The organism is Janthinobacterium sp. NFX145, assembly GCF_049810325.1.
GTDB lineage: Bacteria > Pseudomonadota > Gammaproteobacteria > Burkholderiales > Burkholderiaceae_D > Janthinobacterium > Janthinobacterium rivuli.
Genome location: NZ_CP187360.1, coordinates 4,000,936 through 4,026,202 on the forward strand (window position 1 = coordinate 4,000,936; position 25,267 = coordinate 4,026,202).

The following is a 25,267-nucleotide window of genomic DNA, read 5'->3' on the forward strand; positions in this document are numbered from 1 at the left end:
ATCCGACATGGCACGCCAACAATGATGTCGGATTACGCTCCGCTAATCCGACCTACGCGCCAACAACTGGGCAACTTGTCCGACCCTGTCTGCAACCGTGCCTGACACATTGACATAGGCAATGCCCCGCCGCGCCAGCTCGTCCTGATACCACGCATGCTGGCGCGCGCGGAAATCCTCGTCCCGGCGCGTGCCATCCTGGATGAACGGGAAGTCGGGGGCGCACAGCAGCACCAGGTCGTAGCCGTGTTCGGCCAGCCGCGCCAGTTCCTGCTCGGCCTTGCCGAACATCTCGACGCAGTAAAAATACGTGGTCATGGGCGAGGTGTCGCAAAACAGCCAGCGCCGCGCCGCCAACAGCGCCTGCGCTTCGCGGCGCAGCTGCTCCCGGCCGATCTTGAGCAGATCGTCATAAACCAAAATCCCATCCTGGCTTTCCCACAGTTCGCGCCCATATTCAGCCACCCAGGCCGTCTCGAAATGCGCCGCCAGCGCGGCCGCCAGGGTCGTCTTGCCGCTCGATTCGCCGCCGAGCACGCACACGCGCGCGACAAAATCGGCGCGCACGATGGGCGACAGGAAGGCGCCGTGCGCATGCGGGTCTTGCCGCGCCACGGTACCGGACACGGGCACCAACGTTCTCGCCTGGTCCACACTCACGTGCGCCACCGGCCCGCTCGCATAGTGCCGTTCCAGCACCTGCGCAAAGCCGGGGCCATAGTCTTCGCTGGTAAAGACGGCATCGACGGGCCGCTCCAGCACCGTCCAGCACAGCCAGCCCATGAAGTGGCGATGCAGCTCGCCATCGTCGTCGTTGTGCGGCAGCGCGCGCGCCGGCACGCCGCGCGCGGCGCACAGGGCGGCCAGGCGCGCATCGTCCAGCACCACGATCTGCGCCTGCGGGAACTGCGCGCGCAGCCAGCGTTCACGGCGCGCCGACTCGCAGCCGGGAAATTCAGGCTTGGTGTAGCTAACCACCAGCAGTTCTTCGCTGGCGTCTTGCGCACGGTTGATCAACAGTTCGTGGCCCTGGTGCAGCGGGCAAAATTTGCCGACCACGAGACCGCGTTTATATAGGTTCATGCCACTGCTTCCTGCAAATCCGAGGTGTATTGAATGATCTTGTCTTCCGCCAGCAAAGTCTCGACCGTGATGGCGCCGAAAAAAGGCGCGAGCAAGGCGCGCGCCTGGTCGGCCTGCGGCATGGCGCCCGGCGCCAGACGCAGCGCGATGGCGCCGTCGCCGTGCTGGTGCACGCCGAACAGGGCGATGGCCAGCGGTTTCAGGGCGTGCGTGATGTCGATATTGTTGATCCACTCGCCCTTGACCGTGCGATAGCGCAAGGGGCTGCGGCCGGCCAGCCCCACCAGCACGGGACCATGCGGGCCATGCGCCAGCGAGGCGTAATCGCCCGTGCGGTAGCGCACCAGGGGCAGGCAGAAATTGAAGCCGCCCGTCACGGTGATCTCGCCGCGCGCGCCATCGGGCACGGGCTGGCCCGCGCCATCGAGAATTTCCACATACAGACGGTGCTGCAGCAGCACGTGGCCGCCCGCCCGTTCATCGTAGACGGCAACGGGCCCCACTTCATTGAGCGAATAGATGTCGAGCACGGGGCAACCGAAGCGCGCTTCGAGGCGCGCGCGCATGCCCGGCAACAGCATCATCGAGACGGACATCAGCGCGGCCGGCTTGTGCGCCATGGGCAAGGTCAGCAACTCGGCAAACGAGATGGGGTCGCCCGCGATCAGCTCGGGCGCCATGGCATCCAGGTAGCGCGCGCGGTCCTCCGGGTCGCGCCAGTCGTCCAGGTGCAGGTTGATCTTGGCCAGACCCGATTCATGCATCGTCGGCGTGACGGAGACATAGGTGAAGCAGCGGCGCTGGTGCCCCAGCAGCATCACGCCCACCTGGCCCGCGCCATGGCGCAGAGTCACGCCGAAACGGCGCAGCGCGCGCTTGTGGAAGGCCAGGTAACGGCCCGCCACCAGCGGGTGCGAGGCGATCAGCAGCGGGTGTCCCGTGGTGCCCGTCGTCTGGAAATTGATCATGCGGTCCAGGTCCGCATCATCGGGCACGAAGGCGGCGATGTCGTGCGCCAGTTCGGCGCGGCTGATAGGCGCCACGTCCTGCAAGCGCGCTGGCGGCGAGCCGCAGGCGCGGTAATGCGGCACCGTGGCGTAGGCCGTCCTGAGAAAACCGGTCAGCCAGGGCGGCGGCGCGTCTGTGCTCCAGCCTATCTCCGCCTGCATGACTTCCTGCTCGTAGGCGCGCAGCGCTTCCACTTCCGCGGCCAGCAGCTTGTTGCCGCTGCGGTTGCGGTAGACGGGCGCCGCCGGATGGCTGCGCAGTTTTTCCAGCATGCGCGCACCCGCCTGTGTCAGGGTGGGACAGTACTCGTGGTCCGATTCCCAGGCGCCACCCGGCAGATTGACGTCAGGTTTGCCAGCGAGCGTCATTCGCGCGACCACTTGTCGGCCGATTCCTCGGCCGCCTTTTTTGCCAGCGCCTCGCGGATTTCACGCGCGCGCTGCTCGGCCAAGCGGCTCGCTTCGAGCAGGCGGCGGCGTTCCGTGCCGCTGATGGCGGACAAGCGGTCCGTGGCCTGCGCCACGCTTTCGTCGCGGGGCCGAAAGCCCAGGCGCGCCAGCACGATGCGCGCCAGTTCCTCGCGCCGTTCGGGGTCTTGCGTGAACTGGTGGGCCGGCGTGGCAGCGGCCAGTTCGCGCGCCGCCTCGCCCAGCAACTGCAACAAATCGTGCTGCGGCAACTGCTGCCCGATGAACCACTCGTCGGCCAGCAGCCAGCACACGATCATGGCCAGAGCCAGCCGGTTGCGGTCCGCCTTCACCTGCGCGCCGATAAAACCCTGCAGGGACGCGGCCGGCGCGCGGGCGCAGTGCAGCAGCAAAATATCGCTGACGAGCGCGGCAACGGCCACGGCCTGCGCATTGGCGACGCCGGCGATGCGGGGCTCGGCGAGGAATTCGACAGGCGTGTCGGCCAGGCGGTGGGTCAGGGTTTCGAGGTGGGGACCGTGAGTATGCATGTCATTGTTGTATATAGTGGCGCCGGCTGAACGCCCGCGCAAAGTCCAGCAAGTCCTCGTAGCGCTCGACGGCGTGGATATCCCAGCCCTGCTCGCGGCGCGCGCGCTTCAAATCGTCGTAGGTTTTCTGCAGCCATGTGTGGCTGGCCGCGCCCTCCCAGTCGCGCTCCAGGTTCAGGGCCATGGTGCCACCCGCGCCCCCCTGCGCCAGCGCCTTGGCGGAAATATCCCAGCCGCTGTTGCCCAGTTCATCCTTGTCGAACATGGTGGTGATGCCATCATCGGAAATCATCAAAATGTGCGCGGGCCGCTCGCGCCTGGCCGCATAGGTCTGGCGCAGGCGGTGGATGGGGAAACAGGTGCCGCCGCCGAAAAATTCCGTCAGCACACCCAGGATCAGGTCTTCATCGCGCACGAAACCGGGCGTTTGCATCACTTCGTTCTTGCCGCTCCACAGGGTCACCTGCACTTTCGCGCCAGCGCGCAAGGCCGATAGCGCGATGACGGCGCCAGCCAGTGTCAAAAACGAGGTGTGCGCCTGCGGGTTCGGCATGGAACCGGAACTGTCCACGTACATGTCGAGGTCCACGGGCACGGCGTCGATGGCGCGCGCCGGTTCGCGGCCATACACGCGGCGCACGGTGGTCACACCAGGCACGGGGCGCGGCGATTGCATCACGGATTGCAGCCAGTCGATGTCTTCCAGCGGGTCGCCGATTTCCCACGGCTCCAGCCCTTCCATCTGCGGCTCCTGCGACTCGGGTGCGGGACGGCTGGGAAATGCGACCAGGTGCGGCAAGGCCCGCTCGCGGTAATAGCGGATGGCGATTTCATGGTCGCTCAGGTCCACGCCCGACGCCTTTAAAATATCGCCCAGCTCGAACGGTTCGCGCAGCTGGCCGCCGCCCTGCCTGGTCGCCGGCTCTGCAGGCGCTTCGTCCCCGTCTAGGCCCGAGATGCGCTTGTCGTGCACGGGATGGATGGCGCCGTCCTCCTCGTCATCCTCGATCTGCTGCGCGCCATACGTCTGGCAGCCACGGGCCGCATCGCGCGTGTCGAGCAGATAGCGGCTCGGGCTCAACGCGTCCGTGTCTTCCACCAGATAGGGCAGCAGCAAGGTGGCGAAGCGGCCCGCCGCCAGCATCCAGTCGTTCGCATAGACGCGGATCAGGCGCGCACCCAGCCAGGCATCCGTGTCCAGACGTTCGTCGGCCTGGCCGCCTCCCAATTCGCCCTTTTCCAGCTGCCACAGGTTTTCATAGATGCGCATGTACAGGGTCCATACGCCGCCGCTGGACTTGGCTTCCACAGAGCGTCCCTGTTCCAGCTTTCGGTAGATGTCGGCCATGCGCAGGTTCGCCTGGCGCTGCAGGCGGTCGTTGATGAACAGGTCCGTGTACAGGTTGGCCACCATGGGCGCATGCTGCTCCAGGGTGGGCAAGGCGCGGCGCATGCGGGCCAGCAGGCGGAACTGGTCGCTGGCGCTGCCCGGCGCGAGGATATGGTGGCCGATTTCATGGGCAAGCACTTCCAGCGCATAGTCGTCCAGGCCCAGCTCAGTCACCAGCGGCAAATCCACCACCACGCTCTGGTCCAGCAAGCGGATCATGGCAAAGCTGCCGGACAGTCCCTGCTTGCTGGCCTCGACGCGGCTGGCGCACAGGCTCGGGTCGCGCAGGCGCGTAAACTTGCTCCACACGGCCAGGGCCTCGGGCCAGGCGGCGCGCCAGGCGTCGATCAGCGCGGTGTCGGCGGTCGTCTTCATGCGAGCGGCAGCAGGCGGATCGCGTGCGTCCATGGCGACGTGATGGCCAGCGTATGCGCATTCGCGGCGATGGCGATGTCGCCGGCCGGCAGGTCGAGCGCGATGCTGCGCGCGCCGACGTGCACGGTGGCACCATCGAGGCGCACGGACGGCGGCATGCCGGTATTGGCCTGCTCGTACTCCTGCGCCGTGGCGCTGTGCAGCACGGCGCCATAGGCGTCGGCCACCAGCAGGTAGTGGCGCTCGGCGCTGCGCACGACAAAACCATCGTTTGTCGCGCGCACTTGCGGCGGCGTGCCGAAAGCGCCACCGAGGCCGCTGAAGCTGCCGAACTCCCGGCCATCGGCATTGCCGCGCCATGGATTCGCCATGAGCTGCGCATGCACCTGCGGCCATTGCGCACCCGGCTCGTCAAAGGCGGCCAGCGCCAGCGCGGGCGGCAAGGTGTCGGCGGCGGCCAGCGCGCCCAGGCGGAAATGCGCGACGCCGGCGCGCCACGCCAATACCTGGCCCACGGCGCGCAGCTGCACGACGCTGCCCACTTGCGGCGCCACGGCAGCCATCCCGGCCTGCCACTGCGCGGGCCGCGCTCCGGCCACGCTCCCCAGGTGTATGGCCGCGTTGCTGAGCATGCCCAATACATCCACGGGCGCCGTCGCCAGCAGCGGTGCAAACTGCGGCGCCAGTTCGCGCCACACGGTATTCAAGAACGGATTTTTCGCGGCCGGTCCGGCCAGGCCATGGCCCACCAGTTCCAGGGCCATGTCGTAGGCGGCCAGGGTCACGCCGCCCACGCGCTCGGGTGCGGCGGCGGCCACGGCCTGCACCAGCGGATCGACGCCGTCGTGCAAGAAGGCGCCAAAGGCGGCCATGTCGAGCGAGGCGAAACGCCGGCGCGCTTCCACAGCGCGCGCATTGAACTGGGCGCGGCCGCTGGCAAGTATCGAGGCGAAGGCAGGAGAAATCATCGCAGCCTTTCAGTCGCTGTGCGAAAAGTGCAGCAGATAGCGTTCGCCATCACGCTCGAACGCGATCTCGTCCCAGTGGATCGCGTACCACATTGGTGGCGTCATCGTCACGGCGTGCAGGGAAAATCCACCGAGCGCGTCGTCGAGCGACTCGAGGAAGGCGGCCACCAGCTGTGCGCGGAAGTGCCCCGGTGGCGCCGCCTGCATGTGCTGCGACGAGAAAAACCAGCGCTGGCATACCTGCTCCAGGTGCGCGCGCCCGCACGGCGCCACCTTGATGTGCCACAGCGGCGCCGGCAAGTCGCGCGCGGGTGCGATGACGTTCAAGGCGTAATCTTCCACGCGCAAGCCCAGCGCCGTGGTCAAATCGGGCGCAGCGGGCAAGCGCTGCAACTCGTAGCTCGCGCACAGATCGCTCGCTTCGCCATTGAGCAGGGCCAGCGCTTCCAGGAAGCCTTGACAGCGAAGGACGCTCATTGCGAACGCAGCCAGCTGCGGTAATTCGTATAGCGCTGGTGCAGGTACTTGAGTTTCAACAGGTCGTCGTACAGGGGACCGTACAGTTTTCTACCCTTCGTGCGTTCGCCGATCAGCTTTTCGATGCGGTTCAAACGCGCCAGGGTTTCGCGCTCGCTGACGCCATCGAGGCCCAGGTCGAATTCGGCCGACAGCACGCCGACAGGGTCATCGCGGTCCAGGTCCAGGCGGTTGAATTCATCGTTCGACAAATCGAACAAACGGCGCAACCAGCCCAGTCTGTCGCTGCGGTAGGCGGCGTTTTCCGGCAGCGCGAAAAATGGCGCGTCCGGGTCCGGCTGCAGCTTGTTATGCAGGACGAATGGCAGCACCTGGCGCAAGTCTTCCAGCTCCACCTCGCCATTGCCGCGGAAATACGCCATGGCCTTGGCGTAGATCATCAGCGCCATCAGGGTGCGCACGGAGATGCCGTTCAGGGTCTGGCAGCCCAGATCCTTCAGGCGGTCGCGCCCATTGTCGGCCGCCTGCGCCTGCCCCCGGTCGGCGCCGGCCAGGCGGGCCGTATCCTTGGTCATGTATTCGAACTGTCCGCCGGCCGTCTCGAACAGCTCGAACTGGCTGGCGAAGAATTCCAGGCGCCGGCGCACGGCGTCGGGGATACCCACCTGGCGGATCGCTTCGCCGATCTGGTCCACTTCCGCTTCCGTGAAGATGATATCGGGCGGTACCAGCTCTTCGGGGCGCACGTTTTCTTCCACGCGCAGCAGCAACTCGTTCAGAAAGCGCGGGTTGAAGGCCAGCGCCTGCACCGTCACGTCGACCCGGTCGCGCAGCGCTTCGATCACCTGGTAGGTGCCGCCGCCCTGGTCGTCGTTGGCCGTCAGATACCAAGCCGCTTCCGGGCATTCGTAAATATGGTTCAGCACTTCCGCGTAATTGTCGCCCATGACGGTGAGCAGCGCGCTTTGCGTGCGCGTGGGGATGCGGTTGTATTCATCGACGATCTTCACGCGCATGCCCAGCCAGGCGCGCCAGGCGATGCGGATATCGTCCATGCTTTGCGCGTTCACCAGATCGGCGGGCAGCGGATTGCCAAGCAAATCGGCCACCGTCATCTGCGGGTGGCCATGCTGCATGGCGCGTTTGACTTCCTTGACGGTGGAACCGGCCAGCACGCCCATCAGCAAGGCGCTGGCCGTCTTGCCCCGCCCCGGTCCGCCGACGAACAGACATTTGCGGCGCGTGGCGAACGTCAGCAGCGGCAGCAAAATGAAGCTCGAATAGCTTTGCGCCGACGGCAGATTCAGGGTGCGGCGGCTGTCGCCCACCGAATACGTCTGCGACGGGCCATCGTTGTATTCGATATCGTAATGGGGACTGATGATGGCGTGGTTGACGATCCAGAAATACGCCTGGCGCAGCTTTTCATCGAAAGGCCGCGCCTGCGTCTCGCCTTCCGCTCCCAGCGCGATGGGGCCCTGGTACAGGTCGGCCACGTCGAACTGCCGCGCAACGGGCGCGGACTTGGGTTTGGTGGGGGCCTGGGACAGGCGCTGGAAGAGGTTGAAAGCCATGGACAATTTTCAGAAAATCAGTAATTTCGAACCCAGCCATTTGCCGGGTTCACCTAAGTAAAATTATTACATAAAGTACCAGCTAGCATTGTTCAGTTCGCCAGCCGCGCGCGCCAGTGACAAGCTGCCCGATCCCGTGCGTGACGGTTTTTACCGGCTGCTGCTGGCAGCATTGCAGAAAAAGAACCAAGCGACCATGAGCCTGCCTTGCCCCACCACGACAGCACGCCACCGCCCTGGTGTGCCAAGCTTGCATGGTGTACACATGATGGATACCGTCGCTAGCGTTGCGGCCAGAGTGCATCAACCTTCTCTTCGTCGGTCAACCACAAGCGCTTTCCGTCCTTGTCCTTGTGCGCACCGAATATTTTCTTGTAGTTATAGCTCTTGCAGTGCAGCTTCAACCAGGCGTGGTAGTAGTCATCAAGAAAAGCGCTGAATATCTGCTGGAAGCCTGGTTCGCTTGCGTCTTTTTCGGACAGCTCGAAGCGGCCTATCCTGGCAACGATGTGTGCGATGTCCATCCTGCTGACATCGTCAAGTTTCACGGGGTCGGGCAAGGCGATCCTGAACGCCAGCACTTCCGCGCCCTCCTCTTCCCACCACTCGCGCAAATTGAAGCGGGAGATATCTTTTCCCGTTAGCGTCTGCAATTGATCCGCGAGTCTGTCGTATTCGGCATTGTCGTCGTCGCCATGTGCGTCACAGAACTGCGCAAAAGCCTGGATCGATGCCAAAATCATGGCATATCTTTCTTCCGCCACGGCCAGCTGGGGCTCCAACGCTTTCTCTGGTGTCATGTTCATCCTTGTTTGATGACGGGCGCTGGCGTCTCGGCGCGCCAGCGCCACCAGCCCAGCGCCACGCACGCTACCAGCAGGGCCAGCAAGCCCGCCACTTCATGGCGGATTTCATACAGCGAAGCGCCCATCTGGTTGAGCGCGACAAAGCCCTGGATGCCGGCCGTCGATGGCAGCAGCCAGCGCAGCCATTGCAGCACGACGGGCATGGACGACACGGGCCAGGTCAGGCCCGCGAGGAACAGCACGGGCATCGAGGTGGCGATCATCAGCTGCGTACCCCGTTCGCGCGTGCGGAACAGCATGCCCAGCAACATGCCGAAGGCCGCTTCCGCCAGCGAAAACAGCACCAGCAGCAAGAGCATGCCGCCGAAGTTGCCGCCACGCGGGTAATCCTGGAACCAGAAGACGAAGCCGAAGAAATAGCAGCAGTTGAGGAACGCCACGCAGGCAAACGCCAGCAGCATGCCGATGTAACCACCCGCCGTGCGCTTGCCGGCCACAGGGAAACTCTTGCGCTGGTACCAGGTGCCGAACAGCATGGTCATGCCGATCAGCAAGGTCTGCTGCACGATCAAGGTCGCCACGCCGGGCACGACATAGGCGCCATAGCCTTCCTTGACGTTAAACAGGGGCACGGCGTCGAAGGCGATGGGCGAGCGCTGCTGGTTGGCCTGCACGGTCGATGGCGTACCCGCCCCCAGACGTTTCAATTCGATACCGGCCGACACCGTGCCCACCACTTCGGCCAGGCCATTCAGGGCCACCTTGTTGAGCATCAGATACAAGCCATTGCCTGCCACCTGCGCGTGGGCAGCGCGTCCGGCCAGCACGTCCGTCTGCAAGCCGTCGGGAATGATCAAGACGCCCATGACTTCGTCGCGCCACAGCAGGTCCTGCGCGACGGGCAAGTCCGGCGTGACGGCGATCACTTGCAGCGATGGATGGGCCATGGCAAAGCGCGTCAACTGGCGCGACATGGCGCTGCGGTCCTGGTCGACGACGGCCACGGGCACGCGCTGGACGATTTCCGTCGAGTACGGCAGCGGATAAAAGAAGGAATAGATGATGCCGCCGATGAACAGCAAGGTCAGCGCGCCCTTGTCCGTCAGCATGGCGCGCCAGGTGGCGAGAAATGCCGGCCACATCATGCGCGTCCCCAGGCGGCAGGCGCATTCGCGCGGCGCGCCAGCAGGAGTATGCCCACGGCGCCGCAGCCGATGGCGATACCGGCCAGTATCAGCATTTCCTGTACGCCATAACGCCACGGCGCGCCGGCCAGCCAGTATTTCGTTTGCAGCTGCAGATAATGCGTGAGCGGCAAGGCTTGCGCCCAAGCGCGGGCCGGCGCCGGCATGGCCATCAGGGGAAAGGCCTGGCCCGCAAACGCGAAGGCCGGCGCCGTGATGAAGGCCGCGCCCGACAGGGCCAGCCGCAGGGAAAGAGTGGCGGCGATCAGCAAGGTGGCCAGGCCGCAATACGCGAGCACCAGCAGCAGCATGCTCAACAGCAAGGCCGGCAAGCTGCCCGCCACGGCCCAGCCTCGCGCCAGGCTGAAGAACAGCAAGTACAACAGCGCCAGCGCGCAATAGGCGACGAGGGGGAACAGCAGCTTGGCGCCGACGGCGCGCAGCCAGCTGCCATGGGCCGAGGCCAGCCATTGCGGCACCGTTCCGTCGCGCAACTCGCGTCCGATGGACGTGACGACGGCGACGACGATGAAGATCTGCAGCATGGCCGGCATCAGGGCCAACGTCAAGAACGCTTCATAGCTGATGTTTTCATTGTATAGACTGTTCAGTGTCGTGCGTATCGGTTCGAACTGGGCCGCCGCCTGCACGCCCGACATGCCTTTTTTCACGCGCGCCGTCATCTCGATGCCGGCCGACAAGGTCGTGCTGACCGTGCGCACGTCGCGCAGCAAGGCGCCCGCGTGCGAGGAAAACTGCGCGTTGTACAGCCATTGCACGGTGGCTTGGCGTCCGCCCAGCAGTTTCTGCTCGAAATCGTCGGGGATCAGCAGGTAGCCGAATGCCGTGCGTTCGCGCAAGCGATGCAAGGCTGCGTCGCTGGACGCCACTTTCGCCGCCACCTTGATGCCGGGCGACGCGTCGAGCCAGCGCGTCAGCTGGCGCGACAGGGTGGAGTTGTCGTTATCGATGACGACGATGGGCAAGTCGCGCGCGATGCCGGCGGAAAACACCAGCCACAACATGCCGCACAGCACAACCGGAATCCAGCTGAGCATGCCAAAGTCCCAGAAGTCGCCGCGCAAGCGCCGCCACTCGCGTGCCAGCGCCGAAACCAGCTCTTTATCCGCTTCGTTCATCTCGTATCAGAGCGGTGGAAACACGACCGACATGCCCGGGCGCAAGCCCTCGACCTTGATGGCGGGACGCAAGCGGATTTCAAACGTGCGCAAATCCGTGCCGCCCGGACGGGCCGCGCGCCACGTGGCGAAGTCCGGCAGCACGGCGACCGAACTGACCTTGAAGCTCAGCTGCTGTTTCAGCGCCGGCACATTGGCCGTATGCGTGCTGCCCATGGCAAACGCGGCCATTTCATCTTCGCGCACCTGCAGCACGGCCCAGGCGTCATCGAGGTTCACCAAGGTGATTACGGGAAAGCCTTGCGGCGCCAGTTCACCGGGCTGTATCTGGATCTTGCTGACCTGGCCCGCCACGGGCGCGGCGATCTTCGTTTCCGCCAGAGCGATCTGCGCTTCCGTCAGCACGGCCCCCACCTGGCGCGCCTGGGCGGCGGCGGCCGTCTTGTCTTCCTGACGAGCGCCCTTTTGCGCCATGTCATATTGCGCGCGGGCCGCCTGCGCCAGCTGGTCGGCGGCGCGCCATTGCGCTTGCACCTCGTCGCGTTTCTGCTGGGCGATCACGCCTTGTTCGTACATATTGTTGACGCGGGTGTACGTGGTTTTGGCGATGGTGGCGCCCGTTTGCGCCCGCTCCCAGTTGGCTTTGGCGGCGGCGACTTCTTCCGGACGCGCTCCCGCTTGCGCCTTTTGCGCCACGGCCTCGGCCGCTTGCGTGGCGGCCGTCGCCTGCGCGATCTTCGCATCCACTTCCGGACTCGTCAGCTGGAACAGCAGCTCACCTTTCGGCACCGTCTGGCCCAGTTTGACGTACAGCTCGCCCACCCGACCCGGCACTTTCGACGAGACATTGACTTCCTGCGCATCCATCTGCCCCTGCAAAGGCAGACGCTGCGGCTGGAACGCCTGGTACAGGCCCCAGCCGACGAAGGCCAGCACGATGACAGCGGCGACTATGGCCAACGGTTTTTTGGAGGTACTCATTATTATTTGTCCACAGGCAATTGGATATCGGCCGCGGCGGCCAGGCTGCCCAGGCGCTGCGTTTCGCCCGTCGCTTCCAGCAATTGCGCCAGCCCCATCACATAGTTATAGGCCGTCTGCGCCCGCTGGGTCTCGACCTTGGCCAGGTTCAGACGCGCGTCGACCACTTCCAGCGACGTCACTTGCCCTTGCTGGAAAGCCACCGTTTGCAAGCGGATATTTTCGCGCGCCAGCTCCACCGACGACGCCGTGGACAGGTACTGGATGCGGGCGTTTTCCAGCGCGCGCCAGTTCTTTTCGATCAGGGTGGGAATGTCGCGCTCGGCCTGGCGCGCCACCACTTCCACCCGCTCCTGGTCCAGCTTGGCGGCGGCGATCATCTTGCCCGTATTGATGCGGTGCACGAGCGGTACGGACACGACCAGGCCGATGGCCCAGTTCGAGCGCACGAGCTTTTCATTGCCGCGGTTCAAATTGTAATTACCGATGGCAAAGACGGTGGGCGCGTATTCCTTGCCGTGCAGCTTCAAGGCTTGCTCGGCCTGCACACGCTTGCTGTCGATCTTTTTCCAGTTCGCGTTTTCGCGCATGCCCGTGCTGATGAACGATTGCAAAGTACCGACCGGCAAGCTGTTGACGAACAGCGGCGTGCTGGGCAGCACTTGCGTGTTGACGGCAAGCAAGCGATCAAGCGCCACCTGGGCGATTTCCTCGTCGCTGCGCGCCTGCGCCTCGTCGCTGCGGGCGCTGTCCAGGGCCACGTCGGCGCGCAGGCGTTCCGCGCGCGAAATCAGGCCGCCCTTTTCCAGCCTGGCCGCGTCGCGCTGGTGCTGCGTCACGCCGGCCGTCACTTCGGACCGCACGGCCACCACTCTTTTGGCCAGCAGCAACTGGAAGTAGCGCTGCGCCACCAGGGTGGCCAGCTGCTCTTCCGCTTCCGTGCGCTCGGCTTGCGCGGCCAGAGTCAGGCTCGATGCGAGTCCCTTGACGGCATCCAGGCGCCCGCCCGTGTAGATGGGCCACATGCCCAGCAAGCCGAACGACGTCAAATCCGTCACCACTTCGCGGTTCAGGGAATTGGGAATGTGCGGCGTGGGCAAGCCGGGAATCGCCGGCAGCGCGGATTCGATGCCGCCCACCACGCCGGCCAGGCCGCTCGTATCGATACTCAAATCCGTCGACAACCGGCCGCGAAACGCCGTCAAGTCCACGGAAGGACCATCGATATTCGACAAGGCTTCGGCCTTCAGTGTTTTGGCCCGCACGTCGAGCGCGGCGCCCTGCACGGCGCCCGAAGCCCTGGCCGCTTGCTGCAGCGCTTCGTTAAAGGTCAGCGGTTCCGCCTGGGCGGGCATGGCCGCGCCCAGCGCGCCCGCCAGCAATAATGATAAGTGTCCTTGCAATCTGCCCATGTAGCGTCCAGTCAATGAATGAGGGGAAAGCACGGGGTTGCCATGTTTATACTTTCGCAATAGCAATTATATCCACGGATGTCCATTCCAGCCTGCACTATTGGTTACTGGAACTAAAACAAAAAAACGGGCGCCTCTTGCGGGGCGCCCGTTGCGGTCAAACCTCTGCCAAGCCAGTTATTTCTTGGCCTTCTTGCCGCCCTTCTCCTTTTCAAACACGGCAAAGAACTCGGACGCCATGTTGCGGATGGCGCGGCCGATGTTGGCGTAGTCGTATTCGTTCAGGTTGGCCAGCGACACGCGGCCGGACGGGTGCGTGGTGCCGAAGCCGCGGCCCGGCAACAGGATGACGCCCGTCTCCTCGGCCAGGCGGAACAGGGCTTCGTTCGGTTTCAGCTTTTTCAGCAGCCACTGCGAAAACTCCACGCCATGCATCTGCGCGGCCAGCGATTCCATGTCCAGCAAATGGTAGTAGCGCACGGAATTGGCGTCGTGCACCATTGGCAAGCCCAGTTCGCGATACAGCGCTTCCTTGCGGCGCAGCACGATGCGCTTCATCGACTGCTTGTACTTTTGCTCTTCATCCATCAGCGAGAACAGGGAGAACAAGGTCATCTGCGCCTGCACGGGGGTGGACAAGCCGGCCGTGTGGTTCAGCGCCACCGTGCGGCTGTCGGCCACCAGGCGGTCGATGAATTTCAGCTCGCGCGGCTCCGTCGTGATCGAGTGGTAGCGCGCATCGAGCTGCTTCTTGATGGTTTCCGGCAACTTGGCAATCTTGGCGTCAAGCACATTGTCTTCATGCGTGGCCACCACGCCCATGCGCCAGCCCGTCGCGCCGAAATATTTCGAGAACGAGTACACGAGGATGGTATTGAACGGGCAAATGGCGAACAGCGAAACGAAATTGTCGGCAAAAGTGCCATACACGTCATCGGTCAAAATGATCAGGTCCGGGCGCTTCTTGATGATCTTGGCGATGTATTCCAGGGTTTCGTCATCGATCTTGACGGATGGCGGATTGCTGGGGTTGACGAGGAAGAAAGCTTTGACTTTGGGGTCGAGCAGCTTGTCCAGCTCCTTCTTGGTGAATTGCCAGTTGTTCGATTGCGGCGCATCGATGTGCACGGTGTTCAGCTTGTAATCGTTCAGCTGGGGAATTTCAATGTAGGGCGTGAAGATCGGCATGCCCAGGGCGATCGTGTCGCCTTCCTGGATGATGTGGTTCGATTTCAGGCTGGCAAACAGATACGTCATGGCGGCAGTGCCGCCTTCGACGGCGTACATGTCGAAGTTGCCGACGAACGGGTGCTTGCCGATCATTTCGCGGTGGATATACTGGCCGACGATTTTCTCGGACAGGCGCAGCATGCGGTCCGGCACGGGATAGTTGCAGCCAAGGATGGCTTCGCACATCTCGTAGAGGAAATCGCCCGCGCTCAAGCCCAGCTGGTCGCGCACGTACGACACGGCCGCCTCGATGAAATGCACGCCGGGGTTGCCTTCGTGTTTACGCACGAAGATTTCAAAGCGCGCCTCGATGCCGTCGCGCGTGGGGAAACCACCCACGTCGTCCATGTACACATAGGAACGTTCCGCTTCCGTCATGGCGAACTGGCCGAACTGGAAGAAACCGTGGCGCGGCGTGGTCGCCAAGAAATTCGGGTTGCCGCGGCCCGCATTGAGCATCAAACGGTTGCTTTGTTTGGCCGTCTGGATCAGCGCATCCTTCAATTCGAAGGGGCTCAACAGGGCGAGTTTGCTTGGGTTACTGAAATCCATTTTTGCTACTCCTTATAGACAGACAATGTGCAGGGTTCTTGCAGACTCAGACGAAGGCCACGATCAGCGGCCCCAGCAAGGTCAGGAAAACGTTGGCCAAGGCATACGTGATGGCAAACGGTACGGTGGGAATCGAGTTTTGCGCCGCGTTCAACACTTCGCCGAACGCGGGATTGGCGCTGCGCGAGCCGGACAAGGCGCCCGCAAACACGGCCACGTTGTCATAACGCAAGATGTAACGGCCGATCAGCATGGTCAAAATCATCGGCAGAATGGTCACCACCACGCCCACGCCAAACAGGGTCAGGCCGTGTTCGCGCACGGTTTGCACGGCTTGCAGGCCGGACGTGAGGCCGACGACGGCAACGAAGCCGGCCAGGCCCAGGTCTTTCAAGATTTGCACGGCGCCGCTAGGCATGTAGCCGAAGGTCTGGCGCTTGGCCCGGAACCAGCCGAATACCAGACCCGACAGCAGAACGCCGCCGCCGCTGCCCAGGGTCAGCGGAATCGAGCCGATGCGCGCCACCAGCAAGCCCACCAGCAAACCGACGACGAGGCCGGCGCCCATGTAAACAAAATCCGTCTTGGCGCTTGGCACGATCATGTAGCCCACTTCGGCCGCCACGCGCTTGACGTCCTGCTCGGCGCCGTAGATGGTCACCACGTCGCCCGTCTGCACGATGGTTTCCGCCTGCATCGGCAGGATCTTGCCCATGCTGCTCAGTTGCACGACAAAGATGCCGTGACGCACGCCCGGCGCCGTGGCGCTGCGGATCTCGCCCACCGTCTTGTTGTGGTAAGCCTTGTTGGTCAGCACCATATCGCGGCGCTGCATCACCAGTTCCATGCCTTCGACGGCCAGCAATTCCTTGCCCAGCTGGGAAGACACGCTGAGCATGGCTTCGCGCCGGCCCACCAGCAGCACGATATCGTCGGCCGCCAGCACCAGGTCGGGGCTGACGTCGATGATCTGGCCATTGCGTTTCACGCGCTCGATGGTAATCGCCGTGTTCGGATGCGCGCTTTCGATCTCCTCCACGGAGCGTCCTGCGCCCGGGCCCACATCGTAGATGCGGCCGATCAGGTCGGGCGCGGCCGGCGTCTGGCCCGGCCCCAGCACCTGCACGCCTGCCTGCAGCGCCGTTTCCGCCTTGATCGCGTCTTCGCGGATGGTGCGTCCCATGAGCTTTGGCAAGATGTTGACGCAGACGATGATGGCGCCAAACGAGCCGAACACATACGTGACGGCATAGCCGACGGCCACGTTGCCCTGCAGGCGCGCCACTTCCTCGGCCGCCAGGCCCAGCTTGGTGATCGCGTCGCCGGCCGTGCCGATGATGGCCGACTGCGTCAAGCCGCCCGCCGCCACGCCGGCCGCCAGGCCCTTGTCCAGGCCAAAGAGCCTGGCCAGGATGACCACCGTCAGCAGCGACGTCACGGCCAGCACGACGGCCAGGATGATTTCGCGCACCGACTGGCGCCCCAGGGAATTGAAGAATTGCGGCCCGCTTTCATAGCCGACCGCGTAAATGAACAGGGCGAACAGCACCGACTTGACGCCAGGATCGATGGCGACGCCTACCTGGCTGACGAGTACCGCCACCAGCAGTGAACCGGCTACCCCGCCCAGCTGAAACGAGCCGAACTTGATCTTGCCGATGTAATAACCCGCTGCCAGGGAGAGAAACAAGGCAATTTCAGGCGACTTCTTGAATAACTCATGCAACCATTCCATGCGGACCGCCTTTCGTGTTGAAGGAATTCTTTACTACTTGTGCTCTTGCTGATTACTTATGCGTGCACCGACCCGGCCAGGGCCACGATGAGCGGCCCCAGCAGGGGCAGCACCACGTTCGAGATCGCATACGTGATCGTGTAGCCCAGCAAGGGCGTGGAGTTGCCGGCCGCGTTCTGCACGGCGGACAGGGCCGGCGTGCTGCACTGCTGCCCGGCGATGGCGCCCAGCAGCACGGGCGCTTCCAGCTTGAGGAAAAAGTGCCCCACCACCAGGGACAGCGAGGCGGGGACGACGGCGATCAACACGCCCATCAGCGGCAGCGACAGACCGTACTGGCGGATCAGATCGATCGCCTGCGGCCCCGACGCCAGGCCCACGCAGGCGATGAAGGTGGCCAGGCCGATATCTTTCATCATGTCGAGCGCGCTCGGGTGGATGCCCGGCATGCCCGGTTTTCTCGCCTGGTACCAGCCGAACACGAGGCCCGTCAGCAAAGCGCCGCCACCCGTGCCCAGCGAAAACGGGATGCCGCCCAGCTTGGCACTGAAGCCGCCGATATACACGCCCAGCACGATGCCGATGCTGGCGTAGACGATATTGCTGCGGTCGCCCGTGGGCACGCGCTTGCCGATGGCGGCCAGCGCCGTGTTCAGCTCGCGCCCTTCCGTCGTGCCGTACAGGCGCAGCACGTCGTCGCGCTGCAGTGTCAGGTCAGGCAGCGGCGGCATGCTGTGCTCGCCACGGACGACGGCCGCCACGTGCACGCCCGAAGGCAAGGCCAGCTGGCGCAAGGGCTGGCCCACCAGCGAAGCTTGTTGCAGCACCACTTCGACGGCCGAGACGGCCATGTTCAAGCCCGTCGTGTCGGCAAATTCCTCTCCCAGGATGGCTTCGGCCGCCACCAGCGCGGGACGGTGGCCGATGACCAGCACTTCGTCGTTGTTGCGCAGGCGCAGTTCCGGTTCCAAAGGCAATACCTTGCCGTGCCGGCGCACACGCGTGATGCTGGCGCGGCCCGCAAAAATATGCTGCAAGGCGTCGAGACGGCGTCCCGCGCCGCGGCTGATGCGGTAGGCGCGGCCCACCATGTCCGGCGTCGCCTGCACGCCATCGCCATCGGTCTGCGCGCCGCCCATCTTTTCCCACAACTTGTCGGCTTCCTCGCGCAGGTTGACGCGCAGCAGGAGCGGAAAAATCTGGCTGGTGGCGATGACGATGGCGATCAGGCCGAAGATATACGTGATGGAATACGCGGTGACCACGTTGGCTTGCAATTCGGCGATGCGGGCGGCCGGCAGCGCCAGCTTCGAGATGGCGTCCGTGGCTGTGCCGACGACGGCCGATTCCGTCGCCGCGCCCGCCATCATGCCGGCCGCCGTGCCCTGGTCCAGGCCGAGGAAACGCGTGGCCAGCAGCACCAGCGCCAGCACCACCACCACTTCGATCAGGCACAGCAAACCCAGGCGCAAGCCCTTGGCGTTGAGGTTGGCAAAGAACTGGGGACCGCCCGCATAGCCGAGGGCAAAGATGAACAGCATGAAGAAGACGTTCTTGACGCTGGCGTCCAGGGTGATGCCCAACTGGCCGATCAGCAGCGCGGCGATCAGGGTGCCACACACGCCGCCCAGCTGGATGGGGCCGAAGCGTATCTGCCCTACCGCATAGCCCAGCGCCAGCGCCAAAAACAGGGCCAGTTCCGGCACTTGATGCAATACCGACGTGATCGAATCGAACATGGGCAAACCTTCGAAAAGATAACGGATGGTTACAAGGGGACAGAGCGTTCGGCGGCTGGCGGCGGCTGGCTTTCGAACGGGCGCACGGGTCCCGCACGACACCTGCGGTAAACGCTTGTGCTGGGAGAGTCTTGCAAAATGTTGCAACGTGGAATTATGTTCGGTGAAAATTTTATAAGTGTCAACAGGTGTTCTGTTGAACTCGTCTTGCGTTTTATCAAACATCGTGCGCACGATTGAAGCGTCTGTTTGACACTGATCAATAAAACCATTAGTAATGTTTTGGACGATACCAAAGCGCCTGGCGCGCCAGCGGCGTTGCCTCCGGCAAACGGAAATAAGGCAGCCATGGATGGGGCAACAGCACTTCCAGGCTGGCCAGCAGGGTTGGGAATTAATCCAGATCAATAAAACCGCAAATACAAAATAAATCTTGCGTGCTGCTCTGGACGGCATGCGCGCCCCTCGCCTACGCTGTTTTTTTATTTGAAAAACAAGAGGAACCCATGCAGACAGCGCGCTTGAATATTATTGGAATGGATCACGAAGGCTGCGCCGACAGGCTGACGGGGGCGCTCGAAGCCGTCACGGGCGTGGCCACCGTGTGCGTCTCGCTGGCGCGCCACGGCGCAACGGTGCAATTCGACGAACGTCTGGCCACGCAGGAACGCCTGCTGGCCGCCGTCAACGACGCCGGCTTCATGGGCGAAGCCTCCAACGCAGAGCAACTGCCGTCGTGCAGCGGCGCCTGCGGCCACTGCCGCCACTGAACGCAGCCAACTCCCCCGCTCAGCCTTCCCGCGCGCCCCGGTCGCGCAAATGCGCCAGCACGCGGCGCGGTCCCAGCGCCTGCAAGTCGAACGGCGGCAATTCGATGGCGTCGAGCGTATTCTTGAACAACAAGCCCAGTTCCGTGTCGCCTTCCAGGCTCAAACGGCGGCTGAAGAACAGGGTATCCGGATCTTCCTGGCGCCGCGCCAGCAGCATCAGATCATGCACGCTGGCGGCGATGCACAGGTCCGGCACATCGACATAGCGCTCGGCCACGAACACCGTGCCCTGCCACTCGAAATCGAAGGCGATGCCCGCGTCCAGCAGGCGCAAGCGCAGGCTGCGCCCTTCCAGGCTGCGCCGCACATCGTCGGGCAATTGCGGCGCCAGCAGGCGGTTCAAGCCTTGCACGAACAGCCAGGAGGCGGGATACGGCGGCAGCTTGGACAGCAATTCGGCCAGCGGTTCGGGCAGACGGTATGACGCGGCGGGCTTGCTCATGGGTGGCTTGGCCGGGACGGGCAATCTTTCCAGTTGATCTTGCATGGTGCTTCCTTTCAATGCGTTCAATGGGCGGCGTGCTGTTCCATGCCGGGCTGGCCGTGCCAGTAACCGTCACAGGCGCCGGCCGGCTGGCAGGCCGCCAGCTGGGCCTGGGCGCCGATGCCGCTGACCTGGCCGCGGCGGGCGCGGTCAAAGATGGCGATCACCTGTTCCGTGTGCATGGCCTGCGGGCTGATACGCGCCACCGCCACGCCCATGTCGCGCATGGCGTCGAGTTCACGCACCAGGTTGTAGACCAGTGCCGACTGCGTCTGCGTGCCGTTCAACACGAGGAACGGCACTTCGTCGCGCGTGCGCAGCAGCAGGCCGTCCGGTTCTTCCAGGCAGCTGTAGCCGCAATCGTCCTTCGGCAGGTTGCGGTTGCGCGCCGTGAAGCAGCGCGCGGAAAACGCCAGAGGCATGCGACCGTAGGCGAACACTTCCGTCTCCAGCCCTTCCGGTTTCTGGCGCTGCATCTCGGCCAGCGCCGTCTGTCCCATTTCCAGCGGCATCACCCAGCGCCGCGCACCGAGGCGCGCCAGCAACTGCAAGCTGGGGCCATTGAACAGGTTCAAATGGGGACCGGCGACGAAGGGCGTACCCTTTTCCATGCAATGCACGGCGCCCATGTCGTTGGCCTCGACGCCGTAGCGGCCATTGCCCGTGATGCGGCGCAGGGTCGCCAGTTCCGCGCCCGCCTCGATCAGCGCCTGCGTCGACAGCACCACTTCCTTGCCGGCGGCGGCCAGCATGTCGGCGATATCGAGCCAGTCGGCCAGGCGCACTTCATGCCGGCGCGAACACACGGTTTCACCCAGGTAGACGATATCGACGGCCGTGCCGGCGATCTGCTGGTAAAACTCGAAAACGGTGGCGCGCGGCCAGTAGTACAGCAAGGGGCCCAAAGAAAGCTTCAGCATGTTCATCCTTTATTTCCAAGATCTATGGTAAGCGCCGAGGGTGTGCTGCTGGCCCTCGGCCAGCTTGTCCATGGCCGCCATCCAGCCCGGCTTGACGGCGTAGCGCGCATTGCCTTCGCGGCAGGCGTCGATCGCTTCGCGCCACACGCGCGTCACCTGGGCCACGTAGGCGGGGCTGCGCTGGCGTCCTTCGATTTTCACGGCGCGCACGCCCATGGCGATCAGCTGCGGCAGCAGCGCCAGCGTGTTCAGGCTGGCCGGCTCCTCGATGGCGTAATACTCTTCGTCGTTGACTTCGAAACGCCCCTTGCACAGGGTGGGATAGCTGGCGTTTTCGCCCGGTGCATAGCGGTCGATCAGCACGCCGTTCAGGCGCGATTCGAGGCCGTTCGGCGTTTCCAGCCAGCGCACGGATTTCGCCGGCGAGCACACGCCGTGCGTGTTCGGCGCCTCGCCCGTCGCATACGACGACAGCGCGCAGCGCCCTTCGACCATCACGCACAGGCTGCCGAAACCGAAGACTTCGATCTCGACTTCCGTCTTGCTGATCAACTGTTCCACCTGCGCCATCGACAACACGCGCGGCAGCACGGCGCGGGCGATGCCAAAGTGCTCATGGTAAAAATTGATGGCTTCGTAGTTGGTGGCCGAGCCTTGCACGGACAGGTGCAAACGCAGCTGCGGGTGGTGCTGGGCCGCATACGCCATCAGGCCCGGATCGGCCACGATCATGGCGTCGATGCCGGCTTGCGCGGCGCGGTCGATGGCGCTGCGCCACACGGCCCAGTTGTGCGGCTGCGGATAGGTATTCAGCGCCAGCAGCACCTTGCGTCCATATTGATGGGCGTAGCGCACGCCCTCGGCGATGGCCTTCTCGTCGAAATTAAGGCCGGCGAAATTGCGCGCATTGGTGGCGTCGCGAAAACCCAGGTAGACCGTGTCGGCGCCATTGTCGATGGCCGCTTTCAGGGCAGGCAGGCTGCCGGCGGGGCAGACCAGTTCCAGCGGTCCGGCCACGCGGGTGGCGGTGGTTGAATCAAGCATCATGATATTCACAGTCCTGTATCGGCTCAGGGTGCAGACTATAGCCCCGCCCATGCCGCCCAGTCCTTGACGCAGGTGAAGGAATGCATGCATGGCTGGCGCGCGTTCAACTTGCTTGACCTGGCTGTAAAATGCCCCATTTTTCACCCTCGTCGATTGACCGCCATGACCCGCAAACCGCTGCTGATTTTCCTGCTTACCTTGTTCCTCACCGCGCTGCAAGTGCAGTGGGCCGGCCCGGCCGATGGCTATGACGCAGGGACCATCTCCGTGCTGTCGCCGGAAGTGCTGGGCGCGTATCCGGGCGTGCTGCTGCTGTTCCTGCTGGCCGTGTTCGCGCGCCGCCAACTGCCGCTGCTGCGTCAGGCCGCCATCTGCACGGGCCTGCTGGCCGTCTACTGGCTGCTGGCGAACTACGTCACGTTCGACGCACGCGTGGCCAGCTGGAGCACCTACTCGCCGCTGGAAATCTGGGCGCATGTGCTGCCCGCCTCCGTCGCCAGCATCGCCGCCTGCGGCGTCGCATTCTTTTGCGCGAGCTGGCTGATCCTGCGCGAAACGCGCTGGAACAAAACCGGCTGAGGTGGTTTTTTCACCTGCATCAAGGATTCGTCACGCAACTGCACGCACCCTTTGACGCCACTATATTTAGTGATTAATCTCCATAAAAACACCGCATGTTGTGTTTATTGGAGGTTTCATGACGACAAATGCAGTTTCCCCCACACGCGGCCAGGTCGATGTCGCCGCGTCCATCAATGAATACCTGGACCGGCGCGACTGGCGTGTCAACGCCAACGCCAACCAGGGCTACTCGCTGGGCGGCCTGATACTCAACGTGTCGGGCAAGGTCATCGCCAACTACTGGCTGGACCAGGTGTATCCGCCGGAAGTGGGCGCGGCGCACCGCGAAGCGGCGCTGCACATCCACGACCTCGACATGCTGGCCGGCTATTGCGCCGGCTGGTCGCTGCGCACCTTGCTGCACGAAGGCTTGAATGGCGTGCCGGGCAAGATCGAATCGGGCCCGCCGAAGCACATGTCGAGCGCCATCGGCCAGATCGTCAACTTCCTCGGCACCCTGCAAAACGAGTGGGCCGGCGCGCAGGCGTTCAGCTCCTTCGACACCTACATGGCGCCCTACATCCGCAAGGACAGCCTGCGCTACGAAGACGTGCGCCAGTACATGCAGGAGCTGATCTTCAACCTCAACGTGCCATCACGCTGGGGCACGCAAACGCCGTTCACCAACCTCACGTTCGACTGGGTCTGCCCGGACGACTTGCGCGAGCAGATTCCCGTCATCGCCGGCCAAGAGATGGACTTCAGCTATGGCGAGCTGCAGGCCGAGATGGACATGATCAACCGCGCCTACATCGAGATCATGATGGCGGGCGACGCCAAGGGCCGGGTCTTCACCTTCCCCATCCCCACCTACAACATCACCGAGGATTTCGACTGGCATAGCGAAAACGCGGAACGCCTGTTCGAAATGACGGCCCGCTACGGCCTGCCCTACTTCCAGAACTTCATCAATTCGGAACTCAAGCCGAACATGATACGTTCCATGTGCTGCCGCTTGCAGCTGGACTTGCGCGAACTGCTCAAAAGGGGCAATGGCCTGTTCGGTTCCGCCGAGCAGACCGGTTCCCTGGGCGTGGTGACGATCAACTGCGCGCGCCTGGGCCACCTGTGGCGCGGCGACGAAGCGGCGCTGATGGCCGACCTGGACCGCCTGCTGGAGCTGGGCAAGACCAGTCTGGAAATCAAGCGCCGCACCATCGAGGAACTGATGCAGCAAGGCCTGTTCCCGTACACGAAACGCTACCTGGGCACCCTGCGCAATCACTTCTCCACCTTGGGCGTGAACGGCATCAACGAGATGATCCGCAATTTCAGCGGCGACGCTTACGACATCACGTCCGCCGAGGGCCATGCGCTGGCGATACGCCTGCTCGACCACGTGCGCGCCCGCATGGTGCAATTCCAGGAAGAGACGGGCCATATGTACAACCTGGAAGCGACGCCGGCCGAAGGCACGACGTACCGCTTCGCCCGCGAAGACCGCAAGCGCTATCCCGCCATCCTGCAGGCGGGAACAAGCGACAATCCGTATTACACGAATTCGTCGCAGCTGCCCGTGGGTCACACGGACGATCCGTTCGAGGCGCTGGAATTGCAGGACGCGCTGCAACGCAAGTACACGGGCGGCACGGTGCTGCACCTGTACATGACGGAAGCGCTGTCGGATGCGAACGCCTGCCGCGAGCTGGTCAAACGCGCGCTGAGCCGCTTCTCGCTGCCCTACATCACCGTCACGCCCACGTTTTCCATCTGCCCGCGCCACGGCTACCTGGCCGGCAAACATGAATTCTGTCCCACCTGCGACGCGGAACTGATCGCCCGCAAGCAGTCCGATCTCGCTCACCCACTCAAGGAAACGCCATGAACGCACGTCCCGACTTCACTCCCGCCATCACCCTGCTCGACACGGAACGCCAGCGCTGCGAAATCTGGACGCGCGTGATGGGCTACCACCGCCCCGTCGCCTCGTTCAACATCGGCAAGCAGGGCGAATTCCACGAGCGCCAGTATTTTACGGAAGCGAGCGCCAAGGTTGGCCAGCCCGCCTGCCATGGCTGAGTTGAAAGTGGGCGGCCTGACACCCTTTTCCGCCACCGACTACCCGGGCAAGCTGGCGGCCGTGGTGTTCGTGCAGGGCTGCCCCTGGCGTTGCGGCTATTGCCACAATCCGCATTTGCAGGCGCGCACGCCGGAAGGCGCCATGCCCTGGCAGGACGTCCTGACCTGGCTGCGCCGCCGCGTGGGCCTGGTCGACGCCGTCGTCTTCAGCGGCGGCGAAGCGTGCATGGACCCGGCGCTGGCGCGCGCCATGCAGGACGCCAGGGAACTGGGGTTCGGCATCGGCCTGCACACGGCCTGCATCTATCCGCAGCGCCTGCAGGAAGTGCTGCCCCTGGTCGATTGGGTCGGCTTCGACATCAAGGCGCCGTTTGCCGATTATCGTCATGTGACCCGCGTGGCCGGCAGCGGCGACCCGGCGCGCACCTGCCTGGACGCCATCCTCGCCAGCGGCGTGGCCTACGAATGCCGCACCACCACCCACCCGGACCTGCTGCCGGACGAGCAGTTGCTGGCCCTGGCCACCACCCTGGCCGCAAAAGGCGTCGACAACTACGTGCTGCAGCAGTTCCGCGCCGAAGGCTGCGCGGACGCGGCGCTGTCCGGCCGCCCCTTGCACGGCTATCCGGCGGCGACGACTGTGGCGCAAATCGGCGCCATGTTTCCGCGATTTACATTCCGTAATCATGGCGGTTGATCCTGCAGCCACATAATTGCTGAAAGCCTCACAAAATT

The 25,267-nt window shown here is 63.9% G+C and carries 23 protein-coding genes; 5 read left to right on the forward strand and 18 right to left on the reverse strand.

Going from position 1 to position 25,267, the window contains the following annotated elements:
* Positions 1-42: 42 nt before the first annotated feature.
* From ACPJXG_RS17855 to aspT (ACPJXG_RS17925), 15 genes are all read right to left on the reverse strand, one after another.
* Entirely contained in the window at positions 43-1,083 is a 1,041-nt protein-coding gene (locus ACPJXG_RS17855; RefSeq protein ID WP_425251869.1) for an AAA family ATPase, read from the reverse strand.
* Positions 1,080-2,459, reverse strand: coding sequence for a capsule biosynthesis protein CapK (locus ACPJXG_RS17860; protein WP_425251870.1), 1,380 nt, complete (start codon positions 2,457-2,459; stop codon positions 1,080-1,082). The genes ACPJXG_RS17855 and ACPJXG_RS17860 overlap by 4 nt, the downstream gene beginning before the upstream one ends.
* Positions 2,456-3,049 carry a hypothetical protein gene (locus ACPJXG_RS17865; RefSeq protein ID WP_425251871.1) on the reverse strand — a complete coding sequence of 198 codons (594 nt, stop codon included), beginning with the start codon at positions 3,047-3,049 and terminating at the stop codon, positions 2,456-2,458. The genes ACPJXG_RS17860 and ACPJXG_RS17865 overlap by 4 nt, the downstream gene beginning before the upstream one ends.
* Position 3,050: 1 nt before the next feature.
* Entirely contained in the window at positions 3,051-4,814 is a 1,764-nt protein-coding gene (locus ACPJXG_RS17870; RefSeq protein ID WP_425251872.1) for a vWA domain-containing protein, read from the reverse strand.
* Positions 4,811-5,782: a hypothetical protein gene (locus tag ACPJXG_RS17875; RefSeq protein ID WP_425251873.1), complete on the reverse strand. Its 972-nt coding sequence runs from the start codon at positions 5,780-5,782 to the stop codon at positions 4,811-4,813. The genes ACPJXG_RS17870 and ACPJXG_RS17875 overlap by 4 nt, the downstream gene beginning before the upstream one ends.
* A 9-nt stretch (positions 5,783-5,791) precedes the next feature.
* Entirely contained in the window at positions 5,792-6,259 is a 468-nt protein-coding gene (locus ACPJXG_RS17880) for a hypothetical protein (RefSeq protein WP_425251874.1), read from the reverse strand.
* Positions 6,256-7,833, reverse strand: a complete 1,578-nt coding sequence (locus tag ACPJXG_RS17885; protein ID WP_402720882.1) for an AAA family ATPase — start codon at positions 7,831-7,833, stop codon at positions 6,256-6,258. The genes ACPJXG_RS17880 and ACPJXG_RS17885 overlap by 4 nt, the downstream gene beginning before the upstream one ends.
* Positions 7,834-8,114: 281 nt before the next feature.
* Complete coding sequence (locus ACPJXG_RS17890; RefSeq protein ID WP_425251875.1) at positions 8,115-8,633, reverse strand: hypothetical protein; 519 nt, start codon at positions 8,631-8,633, stop codon at positions 8,115-8,117.
* Between the two features lie 2 nt (positions 8,634-8,635).
* Complete coding sequence (locus ACPJXG_RS17895) at positions 8,636-9,784, reverse strand: ABC transporter permease (protein ID WP_425251876.1); 1,149 nt, start codon at positions 9,782-9,784, stop codon at positions 8,636-8,638.
* On the reverse strand, positions 9,781-10,962 hold the full coding sequence (locus ACPJXG_RS17900; RefSeq protein WP_425251877.1) for an ABC transporter permease: 1,182 nt from the start codon (positions 10,960-10,962) through the stop codon (positions 9,781-9,783). Before ACPJXG_RS17900 ends, ACPJXG_RS17895 begins: the two co-directional genes overlap by 4 nt.
* A 6-nt stretch (positions 10,963-10,968) precedes the next feature.
* Positions 10,969-11,943, reverse strand: coding sequence for an HlyD family secretion protein (locus tag ACPJXG_RS17905; protein WP_425251878.1), 975 nt, complete (start codon positions 11,941-11,943; stop codon positions 10,969-10,971).
* Between the two features lie 2 nt (positions 11,944-11,945).
* Entirely contained in the window at positions 11,946-13,355 is a 1,410-nt protein-coding gene (locus ACPJXG_RS17910; protein WP_425251879.1) for a TolC family protein, read from the reverse strand.
* Positions 13,356-13,532: 177 nt separating this feature from the next.
* Positions 13,533-15,137 (reverse strand): bifunctional aspartate transaminase/aspartate 4-decarboxylase, encoded by a 1,605-nt coding sequence (locus ACPJXG_RS17915; RefSeq protein WP_425251880.1) that lies wholly within the window; start codon positions 15,135-15,137, stop codon positions 13,533-13,535.
* 46 nt (positions 15,138-15,183) lie between these two features.
* Positions 15,184-16,872, reverse strand: a complete 1,689-nt coding sequence (gene aspT / locus ACPJXG_RS17920; protein WP_425251881.1) for an aspartate-alanine antiporter — start codon at positions 16,870-16,872, stop codon at positions 15,184-15,186.
* A 56-nt stretch (positions 16,873-16,928) separates the two neighbouring features.
* Positions 16,929-18,611, reverse strand: coding sequence for an aspartate-alanine antiporter (aspT, locus tag ACPJXG_RS17925; RefSeq protein WP_425251882.1), 1,683 nt, complete (start codon positions 18,609-18,611; stop codon positions 16,929-16,931).
* Between the two features lie 506 nt (positions 18,612-19,117).
* Here aspT (ACPJXG_RS17925) and ACPJXG_RS17930 point away from each other — a divergent pair.
* Complete coding sequence (locus ACPJXG_RS17930; RefSeq protein ID WP_425251883.1) at positions 19,118-19,381, forward strand: heavy-metal-associated domain-containing protein; 264 nt, start codon at positions 19,118-19,120, stop codon at positions 19,379-19,381.
* A 19-nt stretch (positions 19,382-19,400) separates the two neighbouring features.
* Here the strand turns inward: ACPJXG_RS17930 and ubiT are convergent, their stop codons facing one another.
* Genes ubiT through ubiU form a run of 3 tightly spaced genes read right to left on the reverse strand, consistent with a single transcriptional unit; the run spans position 19,401 to position 21,892 of the window.
* Positions 19,401-19,928, reverse strand: a complete 528-nt coding sequence (ubiT, locus tag ACPJXG_RS17935) for a ubiquinone anaerobic biosynthesis accessory factor UbiT (RefSeq protein ID WP_425251884.1) — start codon at positions 19,926-19,928, stop codon at positions 19,401-19,403.
* A gap of 20 nt (positions 19,929-19,948) precedes the next feature.
* The gene (ubiV, locus tag ACPJXG_RS17940) at positions 19,949-20,845 is read right to left on the reverse strand and encodes a ubiquinone anaerobic biosynthesis protein UbiV (RefSeq protein WP_099388543.1); all 897 of its coding nucleotides are present in this window, start codon (positions 20,843-20,845) and stop codon (positions 19,949-19,951) included.
* 9 nt (positions 20,846-20,854) lie between these two features.
* On the reverse strand, positions 20,855-21,892 hold the full coding sequence (ubiU, locus tag ACPJXG_RS17945; RefSeq protein WP_425251885.1) for a ubiquinone anaerobic biosynthesis protein UbiU: 1,038 nt from the start codon (positions 21,890-21,892) through the stop codon (positions 20,855-20,857).
* Between the two features lie 162 nt (positions 21,893-22,054).
* Between ubiU and ACPJXG_RS17950 the strand changes: the two genes are divergently transcribed.
* From ACPJXG_RS17950 to ACPJXG_RS17965, 4 genes are all read left to right on the forward strand, one after another.
* The gene (locus tag ACPJXG_RS17950) at positions 22,055-22,471 is read left to right on the forward strand and encodes a hypothetical protein (RefSeq protein WP_425251887.1); all 417 of its coding nucleotides are present in this window, start codon (positions 22,055-22,057) and stop codon (positions 22,469-22,471) included.
* 118 nt (positions 22,472-22,589) lie between these two features.
* Complete coding sequence (locus ACPJXG_RS17955; protein ID WP_425251888.1) at positions 22,590-24,338, forward strand: ribonucleoside triphosphate reductase; 1,749 nt, start codon at positions 22,590-22,592, stop codon at positions 24,336-24,338.
* Positions 24,335-24,532, forward strand: coding sequence for an anaerobic ribonucleoside-triphosphate reductase (gene nrdD, locus ACPJXG_RS17960; protein WP_035817515.1), 198 nt, complete (start codon positions 24,335-24,337; stop codon positions 24,530-24,532). Before ACPJXG_RS17955 ends, nrdD begins: the two co-directional genes overlap by 4 nt.
* Positions 24,525-25,229: an anaerobic ribonucleoside-triphosphate reductase activating protein gene (locus ACPJXG_RS17965; protein ID WP_425251889.1), complete on the forward strand. Its 705-nt coding sequence runs from the start codon at positions 24,525-24,527 to the stop codon at positions 25,227-25,229. Before nrdD ends, ACPJXG_RS17965 begins: the two co-directional genes overlap by 8 nt.
* The last annotated feature ends 38 nt before the right edge of the window (positions 25,230-25,267 follow it).